The sequence below is a fragment of the Christiangramia echinicola DSM 19838 genome (assembly GCF_000423065.1).
GTDB classification, from domain to species: Bacteria; Bacteroidota; Bacteroidia; order Flavobacteriales; family Flavobacteriaceae; genus Christiangramia; species Christiangramia echinicola.
Window position 1 is genome coordinate 733,918 of the sequence record NZ_AUHG01000010.1, and the last position, 16,227, is coordinate 750,144.

A 16,227-nucleotide genomic window follows, 5' to 3' on the forward strand; every position below is an offset into this window, starting at 1 on the left:
ATTTGAAGTAGAATGTGAGCATTGATCATACACGTTGTTGGCATTAGTTTATTCCCCAAGTTTCGAATTGCTTTTTGAGGTCGTAAAAAATTTCTTTTATATTTTTATGATATTCTAAGTATAATACACCAGAAATATCAGAAGGTATTTCAATATCACCTTGTTTAATTATCGCAATCTTTCTGTTTTCCGAATCGTGAAATTTACCTAAAAAATATCCTAATTCAAGAATTACATTTTGCCTAGCTCTTAATTTACCATTAGCTTCATCATCAGGAGTGAAAAGAATTAAAGCAGAGGAGCAATCTTTCGCTAAACGTTCAAATTTCGATATTATAGTTTCAATTGAAACATTGGGTTCTTCTTGTAATATAATAGGTTCAAGACATAAATCATTTTTTATGATTTTTGCAAGTTCCATTCGAGCAGCGTCATCATGACCATGTACTATAAAAACTTTTTTATTATCTAAATTTAATTTTGGGGTTTTTTTGGTTTGGATATGGCTTTCTTCAATAAGATTAGGTTTAGAGTCTCTTATTTTTCTTACTTCTTTGGTGAAATCTAGTAAAACATTTTCATTTAATCCTATTAGTTTTAGGTTATGGTGCACTGATTTGAAATCTAACTTAGTAGAATGCCAAATTGAAAAATTAATAAGGATTCTAGTAATAAATTCACCGAATGAATTATATTCTTGTTCGTACCATAAAGTCATCAAATATCCAAATGCCTCCTCTTCATCTTCCGTATTATGATGGCCTGAAATGATTACTCTTTTTTTATTAATCACTTCTTTTTTACAATCTTTCCATATTTTATCAATATTATTCTCTATTGTAAAAAGTTCAAATTCTTTAGTATATAGGTATTTTCCAATTTGTAATCTTTTCAAGTTTGCATAAAGCGGTTTTAATTTTGATAGTATATCCATTTATGTTTTTAAATTAATGCCAACATTTGCCAACAACGATTCATCGCAAATAGACGGTACCGTTAGAAAGAAAATAATTAAATTCACCAACAAACCAGGTCTAAGTCTGCAGACCGTTGGCAGTAATGCTTAGAGGAATTCAGTAAACAAAAAATAGAAAATAATTATGACCTTATTAGCCATTGGCGCTCCGCAAATAATCCTGATACTATGCCTTTTCTTAACTCCTTTGATCGCATTAATCGATATACTTCGTAATGAATTCACCGGAAACAATAAACTTGTATGGATTTTAGTGATATTCTTTTTCAATTTTCTCGGTGTAATACTTTACTTTTTAATAGGTAGAAAACAAAGAATAAAATAACTGGTCTTATTGACAATTAGAAATTATGAGAAAAGTATTATTAGTAATAATAATAGTGTTTTCAAACTTTCTACTCTCTCAAAATCGAATAAGGAAAGAGAATTCAGAAAATTAAAACTCCGCGCCACTTGTCGATATACGAGACAGTTGCAAATAATTTTATAAAATAGTTTTGTACTTTTAAGTAAAACTAACAACTATTACATGAACAACAATTTAAGCATTGATCTTCAGAAAGATATCAATACTATTTCTCAAATATCTTCTATTCCTTCAATGTTAAATGTGATTTGTCGAACCACAGGAATGAGGTTTGCCGCCGTTGCTAGAGTTACAGATAAAAAATGGGTAACATGTATATCGCAGGATGAAATTGATTTTGGTTTAAAACCAGGAGATGAATTAGAGTTACAAACAACCATATGCAATGAAATACGGCAACATACAAATCCAGTAGTGATTGATAATGTATCGGAAAATCGAGAGTATTGTAATCATCATACACCCGAAAAATATGGATTTCAAAGTTATATTTCATTTCCTATCTTTCGTAAAGATGGAAGATTCTTCGGTACCTTATGTGCAATAGATCCAGAACCAGCGAAACTTGAAAACCAACAAACCCATGAATTATTCCAATTATACACGGAACTAATTTCTTTTCATTTAGAATCAATTGAAGAATTAAATACGACAAATCAAATACTCCTAGAAGAAAAAAAGAATGCAAAACTAAGAGAAACTTTTATAGCTATTCTTGGTCATGATCTTCGAAATCCATTGACAACCACAAGGCTTTGCGCAGATATTCTACTGCAAATGGAATTGGATAAAAATGCTAAGAAATATGTTAGCACCATAAAGTCTACTTCTTTACGTATGCAAGAGTTAATTGATAATCTTTTAGACTTTGCTAAAGGGGAATTAGGGGAAGGTATTTCTTTAGTTATTAAAGCAGACAATAACAAGTTAAGAAAAGAACTACAGCAAATAATAAAAGAGATTAAAACTACAGATTTAACTCATAAAATTATTTCAACAATAGATTTAAAACACCCTGTTAAATGCGATAGCAACAGAATTGGTCAGTTATTTTCAAACTTGATTAGTAACGCTGTTAAACACGGTTATGATTCAACACCTATTTATGTCAATAGTCATACATCTGAAAAGCAGTTTATCCTTGAAGTGATTAATTCTTCCGATGTTATTCCCGTAGATATCATAAAAGATATTTTCAAACCATTCACCACAACCAGTACTGAAAACAATGAAAATGGACTTGGATTAGGTCTATATATAGCTTCAGAAATAGCACAAGCACATAGTGGGACAATAGATGTTATATCCGAGAAAAATAAAACTAGTTTTAAATTCAGAATGCCGTTATAAAACTATTGGCAACAACTGTTCATCCCCAATAGACGGTCGTGTTAATTAGAAAGTAATTAATCTGACCAGTAAACCAATACTAAGCCGGCAAGATTGCGTTCCCTACTTCCACAACTGGCTATAAACGGAATCATTACCCACAGGTGCCGCAAAAATTAAGGTGCATTAGAAAGCAGACATTTCTTTTCCCCAGGTGTCTAAACTTTTTAGAATTGACTCTAAAGATTTACCTTTTTCAGTTAATTCATATTCAACTTTGGGCGGAACAACCGGAAAAACTTTTCTATTTATAAGATTATCCTTTTCTAATTCTCGTACCGTTTGAGTAAACATTTTATTGGAAATATCCGGAATTTTATTCTGTAATTTCCCGGAACGAATAGGTCCTTCTAATAAATGGAACAAGACAAGAGGTTTCCATTTAGTTCCAATTAATTTCATCGTATAGTTAAGAGGACAATAAATTTTATTCATTTTAAAAACATAAATAACTGATTAACAATAAATAACCCTTTTAGTTGCCTATATAACTTTTAGGTAACTTATTGTTAAACAGACAAATATATCTTTATTTTGTAGCCTGGAAAATAAATTAGATATGAAAAAAGAAGAAACTTACCCAAGATCATTTTCACACATTGGAATTACAGTCCCTAATATTAAAGAGGCAGTAAAATTTTACTCAGAAGTAATGGGATGGTATACAATTATGGAGCCTTCAGTAGTTAAAAAAGAAAGGGATACAGCTATAGGACAAATGTGTATAGATGTCTTTGGAGAAGATTGGGAACAATTTGAAATAGCTCACATGTCAACATCAGACGGCATTGGAATTGAATTATTTTCTTTTCCGCATGGAATAAAAGAAGCTCCAGAATTTAATCCTTTCAATACCGGTTTATTTCATTTTTGTGTGCAAGACCCGAATATTGAAAATTTGATTGAAAGAATTGTTTCAGCTGGTGGGAAACAAAGAATGCCAGTAAGAGAATATTACCCTAATGATAAACCATTTAAAATGTGCTATGTAGAAGATCCTTTTGGAATCGTATTCGAAATATACACACATAGTTACGAACTTACATATTCATCTGGTGCTTACGAAGACTAAGCACCAGCGGGTGACAATGATTCAGCGCAAAGCACGGGTTTAATCGAAAAAATGTAATTTTAGAAACCAGAAGATAAAATGGTTAACACGATAAGTCCGTGTCCAAACTCCGTCAACTTGCTAATGCCGGGGGCCATTGTGTGGAATTATAAAAATCGATATTTGAGAAAATTATTTTTCATCCTAACCCTACTATTAAACGTAGTCCTGGTATGCGCACAAGGGTCTAATTCAGAGAAAGTTTTTATTAAAAATATAAAACTGATTGATGGAACTGGAGGACCAATTCAAAATAACACTACTGTTTTAATTGAAGATGGGGTATTTAAGAAGGTTTTTAATTCTGCGGAATTCAAAATACCGAAAAATGTAAAGATTATAGACGGCAAAGGAAAAACCATGATCCCTGGTTTAATTGGCGTTCATAATCATCTTCATATTCCCGGAAATCCTTTACTAGGAGAAATTGCAACTAAATTATATTTAGCCTCTGGTGTTACAACAATTCAAACCTGTGGGGCAGCTTCACCCGAAAAGGAAATAGAAATAGCAAGAAAGATAGAAACAGGCGAAATTTCAGGACCAGAAATTATTCCTAGCGGACCTTATATTACTGGTATAGGTGGAAATATGAACATGATAATTCCTCAAAATGAAGATCAATTAAGAGATTTAATCAAGTTCTGGAAAGATAAAGGTGCCAGGTGGTTTAAAGTATATAGAAATATAGAACCTGAATTCCTTGAAATAGTAATCGACGAAGCTCACAAGAACAAATTAAAGGTTACGGGACATCTTTGTTCTATTACGTTTAAAGAAGCGTCAGAAATGGGTATAGATGCTATTGAACATGGTTTAAATAGTGTTTCAGACTTTAGAGGTAAAAAAAAAGCTGGTAAATGTTCTGGTTCGAGAGAATATATAGATGAATTAGATCTGGCTTCGGTAGAAGTTGAAGATCTACTCGATCTATTAGTAGAAAATGGAACTGTTCTAACTTCAACTCTGAGCATTTATGAAGCAAGTGTCCCTTCAAGAAAATTCATCGATGAGCGTAGTTTAGAAATAATGTCGGAATCATTTCGGAATAACTTCAAAAATGTAAGTAATAGGTCAAATAAAGAGGTTAGTAAAACCAGGGAAAAGCGTTTAAAGCGAATAATGGAATTTGAGTATCGATTCTATAAGAAGGGAGGAATACTTTCAGCAGGTGTAGACGCAGGCCGGCATGTTTTACCAGGCTTCGGGGACCAGAGAAATTTCATACTATTAAAAGAAGCTGGTTTTACAACGCAGGAAGTAATACATATAATGACTAAAAATGGAGCTGTAAAATTAGGAAGGACAGATATTGGAACAATAGAAACTGGTAAAAGAGCCGATTTTATAATCCTGGATGGAGATCTGGAGTTTGACGAAAAAGCGATTAGAAGAATCTACAAGATTTATAAAAATGGTTTTAGCTACAATCCAGATTCATTACTTAAAGGTTTGAAGGGAAAATACGGAAATTTATAACTGCATAAAACAAGGGTTAATCGCCAAAAACAGGTTTTGTCGAAAAAGTGTAATTTTAGAAAACAATAACTAAATCGTACACATCTGTATCTTCACTACCACTACTAACGAATATACGGGACCTTTGTACACAATTTTAGAAGATGAAAATTCTTATGTTTTTCCTGATATTATTATCATTTGGATGCAAAAGTGATCCTGGTTTTTTGACTGTTTCGAACCAGGAAACTTTAGATTTAAATGATTTTAAAAAAATAGAAAGTATTAGTAGATCTACTATAACTAAAGAAGATGAGCCAGGTGAGAAACTTTTGCTTTGCTTGAAATATATAGATAAAGAAAACAAAAAACCACTTTTAAATCAGGAAGTGAAATTCTATCATACTTCAGATCTGGGAGAATATGATCCGGCAGATCCAGAAGATGAATCGACGGCAAGATTAAAAGGAACCGCGGTCACAAGTAAACGTGGACGGATATACATAGAGACAATTCTACCAGGAGATTATGGAAGCTCAGATGATAATAGACATATTCATTCAATAGTTAAAGGAGCTAAGCCAGAGACCTACGATATTCATTTCCTCCAATACACTGGTTTTATGGGAAAAAGATTTATTGAAAATAGCGACCAACATTTTCTGGCAGAATTAAAATATAATAAAGACTCTACTTTAGTGGCATTTTTAACGATAGAAGTCAAGCAACCAGTTTTGAAGAACTAAAACAGTGTAAAACGACAATTCATCGCCAATAAAAGGTACTTCACTGAAAATATTTATTTTAGAGACTAATTAATAAACCACTAAGCCGATAGATCTGCGTTCCTACTCCCAACTGGCGATAATCTAGACCGTAGCCAATTATCTATAACAAAAACTTCCATACGCAAATTCAAAAAATTAGATTAAAATTAATCAATAAAGGTTAAAACATTTTATTGATTCTAACCGATTGTTTAGTTTTGTATTGTAATTAGATCGAATGGCCAGGAATAAAAAATATAGTGAAACTGTAGTTGTAGAAAAAGCAATGCGTCTTTTCTGGCGAAATGGCTATGCAAACACTTCAATGCAAATGCTTGAAAAAGAAATGGGCATTAATAAGTTTTCTATCTATTCTAGTTTTGGCAACAAACAAGGTTTATTTTTAGAGAGCCTGAAAACGTACAAAGGCAAAATAGGTAGCATTTTCAAGGAGTTCAAAAATTCAAACAATGGTATTGAAGATATTAAAACCTTTTTCTACAATTCAGTAAAGATCTGTAGGGTGGATGGAAATGAAAAAGGCTGCTTAGTAACCAACACTTACAATGAGTTTTCAGAAAAAGAAGATGAAATTATAAACGAACAGATGACGTCTTTTATGACCGATCTGAAACAGCTATTTATTGAAAAATTAAGTATCAATTCTAATAAAGATGAAGAAGTCATTTTAAAACAAGCGAACTATTTATTGTTGGCGAAACATGGCTTGGCTGCAGCATCCCGAGTTAATACAGAAAAGGAAATAGAAGATTATATTGAAATGACCTTCAAAAATTTGTAAGCATTTTTTTTAAACTATAACTAACCATTCGTTTAGTTATTTAATAATTATTTAAACAATAAAAAAATACAATTATGACAACGTTAAAAATTCACAGCATTGAATCTGCACCAGAAAACAGTAAATCCCTGCTGGAGGAATCCTTAAAATCGAACGGAATGATACCCGGTTTACATGGTGTTTTAGCAGGTTCACCTAATCTATTAGAGGCCTACCAAAACCTACATAAATTATTTTCGCAGTCATCGTTTAACAAAGAAGAATTAACGGTTGTCTGGCAAACCATTAATGTAGAACACGAATGTCATTACTGTGTTCCTGCCCATACCGGGATTGCGCATATGATGAAAGTTGATCCGTCTTTAACTGAAGCTTTAAGAAATGGAACCGCAATGCCAAATGAAAAATTACAAGCCCTTCAGGACATGACTTTAAAACTAGTTAAAAATCGTGGACAGGTGTCCCAGGAGGACCTAAACACTTTTTACGATGTTGGTTATGGAGAACAGCAAGTTTTAGACATCATTTTAGGATTGGCTCAAAAAACAATCAGCAACTATACAAACCATATTGCAAATACCCCTGTTGATGAACCTTTTCAGAAATTTGCCTGGTCAAAATAAGTAGTAAAAGTCTACTACGTTAATAAGCCTTAAACCTCCCGTTTAATCGGGGGGTTATATTAAGATCAAAAGTCAATATTGTATATAAGTTAATCCACAAAATGAAGTAAGAACCTGGAAGTTAAAAGTGTCTATTGAAATTATATAACGCTGATTTTAATTATACATACCGCCCTCTAGACCAAAATAGATATTCATTTGGTAGAAAGAAATCACTGAGTGTAACAAGGGTCGTCGCAAATAGACGGTAGCTTTAGTAAGAAAATAATTAATTTCTCCACTAACCGGGTCTAAGTCAACAATTCCACCTCCCCGCTCTCGTAACCGGGAATTACCGCAACCGTTGGCGGTAAGCTAATGGAATGCTTATTTTGAATATTTTTCAACCACAGAATCGCCCCAATCGGCGATAGATTGAATTAAAGGAATTAAAGTTTTACCGAAATCAGTTAATGAATATTCAACTTTTAAAGGCGGCTTGGAAGTATAGACCTTTCTTTTAATCAAGCCATCTTCTTCTAAAGCTTTTAACTGTAGGCTCAGGGTTCTTTCGGTAACTGTTGGCATTTCTTTCCTCAGTTCATTATATCGTAATTTTTTCTCAATTAAATGATATAAGATCACCGTTTTCCATTTTCCACCAATTATTCCCATTGTTAAGCTTGCGCAGCAAGGGTACTCTTTACCCCTGAAATTCAGCATTTTTGGTTCACTATTTTCCATATAATTTATACTATCCTTTTTGACCGTTATTGCAAAGATAGAACACTATACATATTTTTGCAACTATAAAAACTATAGTAACTAAAAATAATATAGAATGAAAGCAATGACAATTAATGAATATGGAGAAAATGCAATCTTTAGATCAAGAGAAGTAGAAAATCCAACGCTTAATAGCGGACAGGTATTGGTTAAAATTTCTGCATCAAGTATCAACACAGTAGATACCATGATTAGAAATATGGGAGAGGATTTACCATTTGCACCAGCAACGCCAGCAATATTAGGAATGGATTTCGCGGGAACAATTGTAGAGGTAGGTCCAGATGTTACCGGATTTTCGGTTGGAGATGAGGTTTATGGTTGCGCTGGTGGTCTTGCAGAATTACAGGGAACATTAGCTGAATATATTGCTGCTGATAGTAAACTGATTGCCCGAAAACCAAAAAACCTTACCATGAAAGAGGCAGCCTCTTTACCTTTAGTAGGTATAACTGCTTATGAAGGTCTAATTCGAGCTAATATTCAAAGCGGACAGAATGTTTTGGTGCACGGAGGAACTGGTGGAGTTGGACACGTTGCAGTGCAATTGGCTAAACATTTTGGAGCCAATGTGTTTTCTACAGTTAGCGGAGAAAAACAAATGAAAATTGTTGAAAATTTTGGAGCAAAAGCCATAAATTATAAATCGGAACAAGTTGAAGATTACGTCAATGAACATACAAACGGAATAGGCTTCGATGTTGTTTTTGATACTGTTGGTGGAGAAAATATGCTTAAATCTTTTGAAGCAGCAGCTCTTAATGGTCAGGTTGCAACTACAGTTTCTTTATGCGAACTCGATTTAACTACAATGCACTTTAAAGGACTATCGCTCCACGTAGTATTTATGCTTATACCAATGTTACATAATTTCCGAAGAGAACAACACGGAAAAATTTTAAGCAACCTGGCAAAAATTGCCGAAGCAGGAGATTTGAATCCTTTATTAGATGAAAAACAGTTTTCATTAGAAAATGTAGGAGAGGCTTACGCAAGACTAGAGAGTAGAAATGCAATTGGAAAAGTAGTGGTTGTAAATTAAAAATCAGGTTATGAATTTAAGAATAGAACACATAACGCTTATATTTTCATTTCTGTTTTTAGCCTCTTGTAAAAATGATAGGCCTGTAAAAAATGAAACTGAAAGCAATAGTATTGAACAGATAGAAAAACCAACAAATAAGGTGCTTTTAAGTTCTGAAATTGAATGGGAAAAATTAAATCCTGCAAGAGGAGACCAAAGTCCACAAGCTGGTACTATTTGGGGAGATAGGAATGGAGAAGTTGCAACTGGATTTCTGGCAAAGTTTGTTGACGGCTTTTCTTCACCACCTCATATTCATAATGCAACTTATAGAGCGGTTGTTATAAAAGGAAGTATTCATAATGACGACCCAGAGGCAGAAAATATGTGGATGAAACCAGTAGGTTTCTGGACACAACCGCAAGGAGAATCACATATCACTTCTGCTAAAGGTGAAGAAAATATTGCGTTAGTAGAAATAGATAAAGGGCCTTACTTAGTTAAATCTAGTGAGGAAGCATATGACAACGGTGAGCGACCAATCAACATTCATACTTCAAATGTAGTTTGGTTAAATAGTAAAGAATCAAATTGGCTAGATCCTAATAGTGAAGCTGAAATAAGTTTTCTTTGGGATGATAATGGTTCAAGAGGGCTCTTTTTAAAACTTCCAGAATCATTTAATGGAACAATAAAAACTGATGGCTCGGTTTTACATTCGGTTGTCATACAGGGTGAACTGAATTATACTCTTCCTCAAGATCAGAAGATAAAAGTTTTAAATACAGGCAGTTATTTTGGAGCTACCTCTAAAGCAGTTCATAACATTTCTAACAATTCAGAAAATGATATTATATTATATGTTAGAACCAACGGGAATATTAGAGTGGAATAGAGGCAGTTGCCTACACTTATTCATCGTCAATAGCGGGTGTTGCCAGAAAAGCGTAATTTTAAAAATCAGGAACGCAAATATCTAATTCTACAAGTCCGCGTAAAAATTTGAAACTTGCGATAACCGGGACCGTTTTACGCAAGCTGAAAAAAGCATCGTACAAAAGATAAAAATAGGCAAATGAGAAAATTAAAGCTTCAAATTCAACTATCCATTGACGGATTCATTTCGGGGCCTAATGGAGAAATGGACTGGATGATTTGGAATTGGGATGACCAACTAAAAGATTTCGTTGCAAAATTAACGGAGTCAACCGATACCATTATCCTGGGACGAAAGCTTGCGGAAGGTTTCATTCCTCATTGGAAATCTAACAAAGACCTGGAAGGTGCTGATAAAATTAATAATTCAAAGAAAATAGTTTTTACAAAAACACTTGAAAGCACAGAATGGGAAAATACGATTTTAGAAAAGGGAGATTTAGCCAATAAGATACGGGAATTAAAATCCTCAGCTGGAAATGACATCATAGCTTATGGTGGTGGCGAATTTGTTTCCTCTCTGATAAAAGAAAATTTAATTGATGAATATTATTTTTTCATTAACCCTTCGATATTGGGCAGCGGAATGCCCATATTTCAGAAAGCTGATTATAAAAATGAATTGAAATTGAAAAAGGCTAAAGCATATGAGTGTGGAATAACCGTATTAAACTATTTAAGTTAAGAAAAAGGTGGCTTACGAAAAAGATTAATTACCAACAAATTCGCTACCCTTACTTTGCCAACTGGCGGTAACCGAAACCATTGAATGCAATTAAGTTGAAAAATTATGCGTAAAACTCTACATTTATTTATAATTTTTATAACTACTATATCTCTTGGGTATAGTCAAGGACGAGATTCTCATTTGATTAAAAAAGATTTTCTACAAGTAAAAGATAATCAAATCTATTATGAAGTTTCTGGGAGTGGAGTACCAGTAATATTGATTCACGGCGGATATCTAAATCATGAAATTTGGAAAAAACAAATCAATTTTCTAAATAAAAAAGGATTTAAAACAGTAGTGTATGATGATCTAGGTCACGGCAAAACCATAAACGGAAAAGAAGAAGTTTATGGATACCAAATTGTTGACGAAATAAGAAGGCAACTCAACCTTGAAAAAATAAATATAATTGGTCTCTCTTGGGGCTCTATGATAGCCTTGGATTATGCTTTAAATAATCCTAAAAACTTAGACAGATTGATTTTAATTTCTCCAGGTCTAAATGGATGGAACTATTTTCAAGATCCTAAAGCAGAAGAGAACTTTAATCAGAGGCAAATAGCAAAGATTAATAATGATAAAATTTCTTTTGTGGAATATTTTCAAAAAAATTGGACTGATGGTCCGGGCGAATCCACGGGAAGAGTAAAGGTAAAGTTACGCAATCATATTGGTGAAATATTACTAAATACAGTAAAGAATCATTGGGAAGAAAATTGGTCAAAATTATCTACTAAAACTAGATGGAATTCAATAGAAGCTAGAACTTTAATTATTACAGGTAATCTGGATGCGATTGATATTACAAAAATTGCAAAACAATACGACGAAGAAATAAATCAATCGCAATGGATTGATATTGAAAATGTGGGGCATACTTTAATAGTTGAAAAACCAAAAAAAGTGAATCGTATAATTAATTTTTTTTTGAAATCTTAACTGTACAAAAATGATTCATCGCAAATTGATGGCACCTTTATTAAGAAGATAGTGAATTAGCTTACAAACTGTGTGTAATTGGGCAATTTCATATCCCTACTCTCGCCATTTGTAATTATCGAGACTGTTTCCTAAGATTACTTGATACTTTTGTATTAAATAACTATAATAAATAGTTGAAACTAAAAATATTAAAACGAAAGATTCATGATAATCTTTCGTTTTAATATTAGTAAATCTATTTTTTGATTTTATGGTTTAAAAACCCCGGTGCCAGCATCGTCATTTAAGGTGACAAAATAATCAGAAACCACAGTTCCTTGTACATCGGTGACGTAGCACTTTAAGTATAAATTTTTATCAAGTGGTAAGTGAGCGGTATACGATGAAGTATAAACTCCAAAAGTTGTATAACTAGTAGAGCTACCTGTATAACTTTTTTTCCATTCAAAAGTATATGGCGGCATACCTCCAGAAACATTTACCTCCCAGGTATATGTGCCAGAATTATTTCCTTTTGTTGGTCCAATTATATATGCTGACAAGTTAGGAATATTAGGGTCCGGCTCACAGCCGAACAATATTTGAATTGCTTCTACATCACCCTCGGAAAAATTTTCTAATAAACAAGCCGCTCCCGCTCTCATAAGGGAGGTTTCTTTGTCATTCAAGGAAGTCCCTTGGATATAACTCCATAAATTAGGATCGTCTTCTGTATGACCTAAACCTAATGTATGTCCCAGTTCATGTTGAATGTCAGCGATTCTAATTCCTTGATGTATTCTTCCGTTAGAACATCCTTCTTTTCCCGAAAAATCATTATTTATAGTGACGTATTCCCCTGGATCTCCATTAAATGGTCTAGAACCAATTGAAAGGTAGTTAGATTGGATACTAATGTTCCGTATATCATTATCGGTTATTATTATATCTGCTAGGCTAGAACTAGTTACTAAATTTAAATACAAGTTACAATTGATCGAATTCCATCTCTCTATAGCTTCCTTACTTGCATTAATCCATAAATCAGCTATACCAGGTTCGATATAAACGTTAAAATATGATCCATTCACTCCCAGAGTAGTATTAATATTTTGTTTATTTATTGAATTAATAGAATAATCATTTTCAGAGTTGTATTCCATATCTCCCTGAACGATAAATCTGTTTCCATAAATCTTTATTTCATCTTTTTTATAGCCTATCTTTAAAAGATAATCTATCAAAGATTTATTTCCTTGTTCAGATGACGAACTTTCACTCGGTAAATGCGGATTTTCCGGTGCACAGGAAATAATAAGGGATAAACAAAGAATTAGTAAATAAGTTAACGATTTTTTCATAATTTAAATTTATCAGTTAGTTATAAATGTAGGAAAATATTTACAAAAACAGTGATTTTAAAATAATTTATAGATATGCATCTCTTCGAAAAAACTAGCAGCAACTATATCTGAAAAAGGACTATAATCAACTCCAAGTCGTATTGAGTAAAAAAAGGAACAGATTTTATTAGCAATTATTGAGATGGTCCTAATAATTAATAATGAGAAAAATTAAAAAGTGGATTGTCTATTATGATCAATTCTTTTCTCAACAGAAAGGATTTTTTTAGACAAAAATTAATCCTTGAACAAGATTTAAAAATGAAATATTATTTAATGAAACATCTTGAATATTTTCTCCCTCCGCCATGCCCACTGGTATGTGGTTCAAAATTGCTGAGAAACAAATTTACTGAGGAGTTAAAACAGTAATTTTAAAAAACCTTAATAAGTGTAAGTTCGTTAAATCAAGTAATGCAAGAGCTCAAGGTCCTACAGTAACGATGCTTCACAATGGATGACAGTGTTAAAAAGAAAATGATTGTCTTGACATACTAATATCAAACGGACAACTCCACGTTCTTTAATAGACTATCATAGTTAATTTTTATTCGAAACCGTAACCCTGGAGATTATTATCCTATATTTAAAAAAAATCAACCACTACTAACCAAACTTAATTTCAATGAGAAAATCTTTAATTTTTCTATTGCTTCTTGCATTAATTCTTCCCAAAAATATTCAATCTCAAAACGAAGGTGAAGCAATTGCTGCAGTTGCAGGCGGATTATTAGCAATTGGTGCGGGCGTTGCTGCTGTAGAACAAATGAAAGAACAAGCTGAATTAACAGCCACACAATGGCTATTATCTAACCATCCAGAATTTGAGAGCTTCTCTTTAAAGACTATAGATTTTGATGGAAAGAAATTGAAGGATATTTCGTCTGCTTCAGTTATAACATTTAAGATCCAAGAATTTATCCCAGAGGATAAACCTGAGTTAAATGGAGATAAAAGAATTTTACTTGGATTTACAAGTTATGGTTGGATAAACGAATATGGGATTAATTTTGAAAAAGTTGATTGGCATCTCATTGATAGTAAAGAATGGATGAATATGATGGTAGCATACTCTAAAGTTTCTTCAGGCCAGAAAAACGATTCGGAAATCCGTGAAGTTCTTAAAGAAGGTAAAATCGTTAATCGCGGAGTTAAGGGGAAAAGGGGAATGGAAATTCCATTTTTCAAGTTAGAAGGTGATATGTATCTAGTAACAGATTACTCACCAAAAATGAAATTAGTCTATAACGAAAGATCATTGGGGATTTTCTTAAAAAGTACGAATGATCTTGTTCAAATTAGCAGAGGTGGTATTATTGAAATTCACGAATTCTTTTTTGAGGAATCTTAGCTTGATCTACAACATCAGGTACCGTGAAATAGCCGGAAAAATTAGCAATTAAATTCAGTAAAGTCTAAACTAACAATGTCCTCGAGGTTGGGGTGATTAAATTTTTTAAATGAGTGAACAATACAAGATTAGGGGGTGGGTGAGAATACTATTAATGCTAATTCCATATTTGTTTGTAGTTGGCGTATTTCAAATGATTGGTGCCGCTCTGGTAGATTACGATTATGGAAATATAGGTACTGATAGAAACTCGCAACAAAGATTTATAATTCAGTTATTCACGTTTCTTGGAACATGTTTGATCGTAGGGATCTTTGTTAAGTATATTGATAAGGAACAAATTATAAGCATAGGCTTAAAGATTAAGAATAGAAGTTCTGATCTTTGGATCGGGTTTACAATAGGAACTATAATCATGATTTTCGCCTTCGGAATTTTGGAATTCTTAAATGAAATTCAATTTCAAAAGATCGTATTTGATTTAGATGAGATCATACTTTCAGTTTTCCTTTTCATATTTGTTTCTCTAACTGAAGAAATTTTATTTCGTGGTTATATCTTGAGAAATCTTATGTATTCCTTTAATAAATATGTTGCGTTGCTTATCTCTGCATTAATATTTGCTGTTGCGCATGGGATGAATCCTAATATCGATATTATAGGGCTTACAAATATATTTTTAGGGGGTATCTTATTAGGGATAACTTATATACATACCAAAAATTTATGGTTTCCCATAGCTTTACACTTTAGCTGGAATTTTTTCCAGGTCCTTTTAGGCTTTAATGTAAGTGGGCAAAATGTATATTCTTTGGTAAGGTTTAAAATGCCTCAAGAAACACTATTAAATGGAGGAGCTTTCGGGTTCGAAGGATCAATATTATCATTGATAATTTTATTGATTAGCATTATTAGCATCACTATATATTATAGGAAAAAACCAATCGCGACACCAATTCATCACAAATAGTCGGCACCGTTAGTAAGAAAATAATTAAATTCACCAACACTCCAGGTTAAAGTCGCTAAGCTGCGTCCTTACTTCTGGAGGTAGCAATAATCTAAATTATTGTGTACGATCACTTCAGATGATGAAAAACTACTAATTTGAAAAGTAAAACAAATATCTTCCTGTTAATAAGTGCTGTGCTAGCAGTTGTGATAACGGGATGGGTCTATTATCAAATGTCACATAGCATTGGAGAATTAAGCTCTAACACTGAGATTGATGGGGATTTTAAAGTCTGTGATGAAGATAAGATTCCAAATTATTATTCAATGGATACCGACTATGAAGGAGGCAAAAAAGCGATCAAAAACGAATTACTGAGTAACTTACAAAACTTAAAATTTGAAGATTCTGGTTTAATAACTTTTCGATTTATTGTGAACTGTGAAGGGGAAATAGGTAGATTCCGAATTCAATCAACAGATCTAAAATTAGAAAAGATTGAAATTGATTCCGAAAAATTAAAAACTTTAGAATATGCTTTGGTTAGTTTAAAAAAATGGAATCCAGCTAAAAACGAATTTAATTCCTACGATAGTTACTACGTCCTGAATTTTAAAATAAGGGATAATAGGGTAGTAGATATTTTCTAACT

The 16,227-nt window shown here is 32.7% G+C and carries 18 protein-coding genes; 14 read left to right on the plus strand and 4 right to left on the minus strand.

Annotated elements, in window-relative coordinates:
* Positions 1 to 43 precede the first annotated feature (43 nt).
* On the minus strand, positions 44 to 934 hold the full coding sequence (locus G530_RS17230; RefSeq protein ID WP_051199670.1) for a TIR domain-containing protein: 891 nt from the start codon (positions 932 to 934) through the stop codon (positions 44 to 46).
* A gap of 166 nt (positions 935 to 1,100) precedes the next feature.
* On the opposite strand from G530_RS17230, the gene G530_RS17440 reads away from it, so the two are divergent.
* Together G530_RS17440 and G530_RS0103870 are read left to right on the plus strand one after the other, a co-directional pair.
* Complete coding sequence (locus tag G530_RS17440) at positions 1,101 to 1,301, plus strand: PLDc N-terminal domain-containing protein (protein WP_084519382.1); 201 nt, start codon at positions 1,101 to 1,103, stop codon at positions 1,299 to 1,301.
* 204 nt (positions 1,302 to 1,505) lie between these two features.
* Entirely contained in the window at positions 1,506 to 2,693 is a 1,188-nt protein-coding gene (locus G530_RS0103870; protein WP_026933279.1) for a GAF domain-containing sensor histidine kinase, read from the plus strand.
* Positions 2,694 to 2,858: 165 nt separating this feature from the next.
* On the opposite strand, the gene G530_RS0103875 is transcribed toward G530_RS0103870, so the two are convergent.
* Positions 2,859 to 3,167 (minus strand): winged helix-turn-helix transcriptional regulator, encoded by a 309-nt coding sequence (locus G530_RS0103875; RefSeq protein ID WP_026933280.1) that lies wholly within the window; start codon positions 3,165 to 3,167, stop codon positions 2,859 to 2,861.
* 124 nt (positions 3,168 to 3,291) lie between these two features.
* On the opposite strand from G530_RS0103875, the gene G530_RS0103880 reads away from it, so the two are divergent.
* The 5 genes from G530_RS0103880 to G530_RS0103900 all read left to right on the plus strand — a co-directional run bounded on the left by G530_RS0103880 (position 3,292) and on the right by G530_RS0103900 (position 7,493).
* Complete coding sequence (locus tag G530_RS0103880; protein WP_026933281.1) at positions 3,292 to 3,804, plus strand: lactoylglutathione lyase family protein; 513 nt, start codon at positions 3,292 to 3,294, stop codon at positions 3,802 to 3,804.
* Positions 3,805 to 3,966: 162 nt separating this feature from the next.
* Positions 3,967 to 5,322, plus strand: coding sequence for an amidohydrolase family protein (locus G530_RS0103885; RefSeq protein WP_026933282.1), 1,356 nt, complete (start codon positions 3,967 to 3,969; stop codon positions 5,320 to 5,322).
* A 143-nt stretch (positions 5,323 to 5,465) separates the two neighbouring features.
* Entirely contained in the window at positions 5,466 to 6,047 is a 582-nt protein-coding gene (locus G530_RS0103890) for a dioxygenase family protein (protein WP_026933283.1), read from the plus strand.
* 259 nt (positions 6,048 to 6,306) lie between these two features.
* Entirely contained in the window at positions 6,307 to 6,870 is a 564-nt protein-coding gene (locus G530_RS0103895) for a TetR/AcrR family transcriptional regulator (RefSeq protein ID WP_026933284.1), read from the plus strand.
* Positions 6,871 to 6,944: 74 nt separating this feature from the next.
* Positions 6,945 to 7,493 (plus strand): carboxymuconolactone decarboxylase family protein, encoded by a 549-nt coding sequence (locus G530_RS0103900; RefSeq protein ID WP_026933285.1) that lies wholly within the window; start codon positions 6,945 to 6,947, stop codon positions 7,491 to 7,493.
* 366 nt (positions 7,494 to 7,859) lie between these two features.
* Here the strand turns inward: G530_RS0103900 and G530_RS0103905 are convergent, their stop codons facing one another.
* Positions 7,860 to 8,195, minus strand: a complete 336-nt coding sequence (locus tag G530_RS0103905; RefSeq protein WP_026933286.1) for a winged helix-turn-helix transcriptional regulator — start codon at positions 8,193 to 8,195, stop codon at positions 7,860 to 7,862.
* A gap of 118 nt (positions 8,196 to 8,313) precedes the next feature.
* Here G530_RS0103905 and G530_RS0103910 point away from each other — a divergent pair, with 118 nt between their 5' ends.
* From G530_RS0103910 to G530_RS0103925, 4 genes are all read left to right on the plus strand, one after another.
* A complete protein-coding gene (locus G530_RS0103910) occupies positions 8,314 to 9,300 on the plus strand; it encodes a zinc-dependent alcohol dehydrogenase family protein (protein WP_026933287.1) in 987 nt (328 codons plus the stop codon).
* Positions 9,301 to 9,310: 10 nt separating this feature from the next.
* Entirely contained in the window at positions 9,311 to 10,177 is an 867-nt protein-coding gene (locus G530_RS0103915; protein WP_035715754.1) for a DUF4437 domain-containing protein, read from the plus strand.
* Between the two features lie 180 nt (positions 10,178 to 10,357).
* A complete protein-coding gene (locus tag G530_RS0103920) occupies positions 10,358 to 10,903 on the plus strand; it encodes a dihydrofolate reductase family protein (protein WP_026933289.1) in 546 nt (181 codons plus the stop codon).
* A 105-nt stretch (positions 10,904 to 11,008) separates the two neighbouring features.
* The gene (locus tag G530_RS0103925; protein ID WP_026933290.1) at positions 11,009 to 11,887 is read left to right on the plus strand and encodes an alpha/beta fold hydrolase; all 879 of its coding nucleotides are present in this window, start codon (positions 11,009 to 11,011) and stop codon (positions 11,885 to 11,887) included.
* 251 nt (positions 11,888 to 12,138) lie between these two features.
* Here G530_RS0103925 and G530_RS0103930 read toward each other — a convergent pair whose 3' ends face one another.
* Positions 12,139 to 13,230, minus strand: coding sequence for a zinc metalloprotease (locus tag G530_RS0103930; RefSeq protein ID WP_026933291.1), 1,092 nt, complete (start codon positions 13,228 to 13,230; stop codon positions 12,139 to 12,141).
* Positions 13,231 to 13,897: 667 nt separating this feature from the next.
* Here G530_RS0103930 and G530_RS0103940 point away from each other — a divergent pair.
* The 3 genes from G530_RS0103940 to G530_RS0103950 all read left to right on the plus strand — a co-directional run bounded on the left by G530_RS0103940 (position 13,898) and on the right by G530_RS0103950 (position 16,225).
* On the plus strand, positions 13,898 to 14,623 hold the full coding sequence (locus G530_RS0103940) for a hypothetical protein (protein WP_026933293.1): 726 nt from the start codon (positions 13,898 to 13,900) through the stop codon (positions 14,621 to 14,623).
* A 109-nt stretch (positions 14,624 to 14,732) separates the two neighbouring features.
* Positions 14,733 to 15,593 (plus strand): CPBP family intramembrane glutamic endopeptidase, encoded by an 861-nt coding sequence (locus G530_RS0103945; RefSeq protein WP_026933294.1) that lies wholly within the window; start codon positions 14,733 to 14,735, stop codon positions 15,591 to 15,593.
* 137 nt (positions 15,594 to 15,730) lie between these two features.
* Positions 15,731 to 16,225, plus strand: coding sequence for a hypothetical protein (locus G530_RS0103950; RefSeq protein WP_026933295.1), 495 nt, complete (start codon positions 15,731 to 15,733; stop codon positions 16,223 to 16,225).
* Positions 16,226 to 16,227 lie beyond the last annotated feature (2 nt).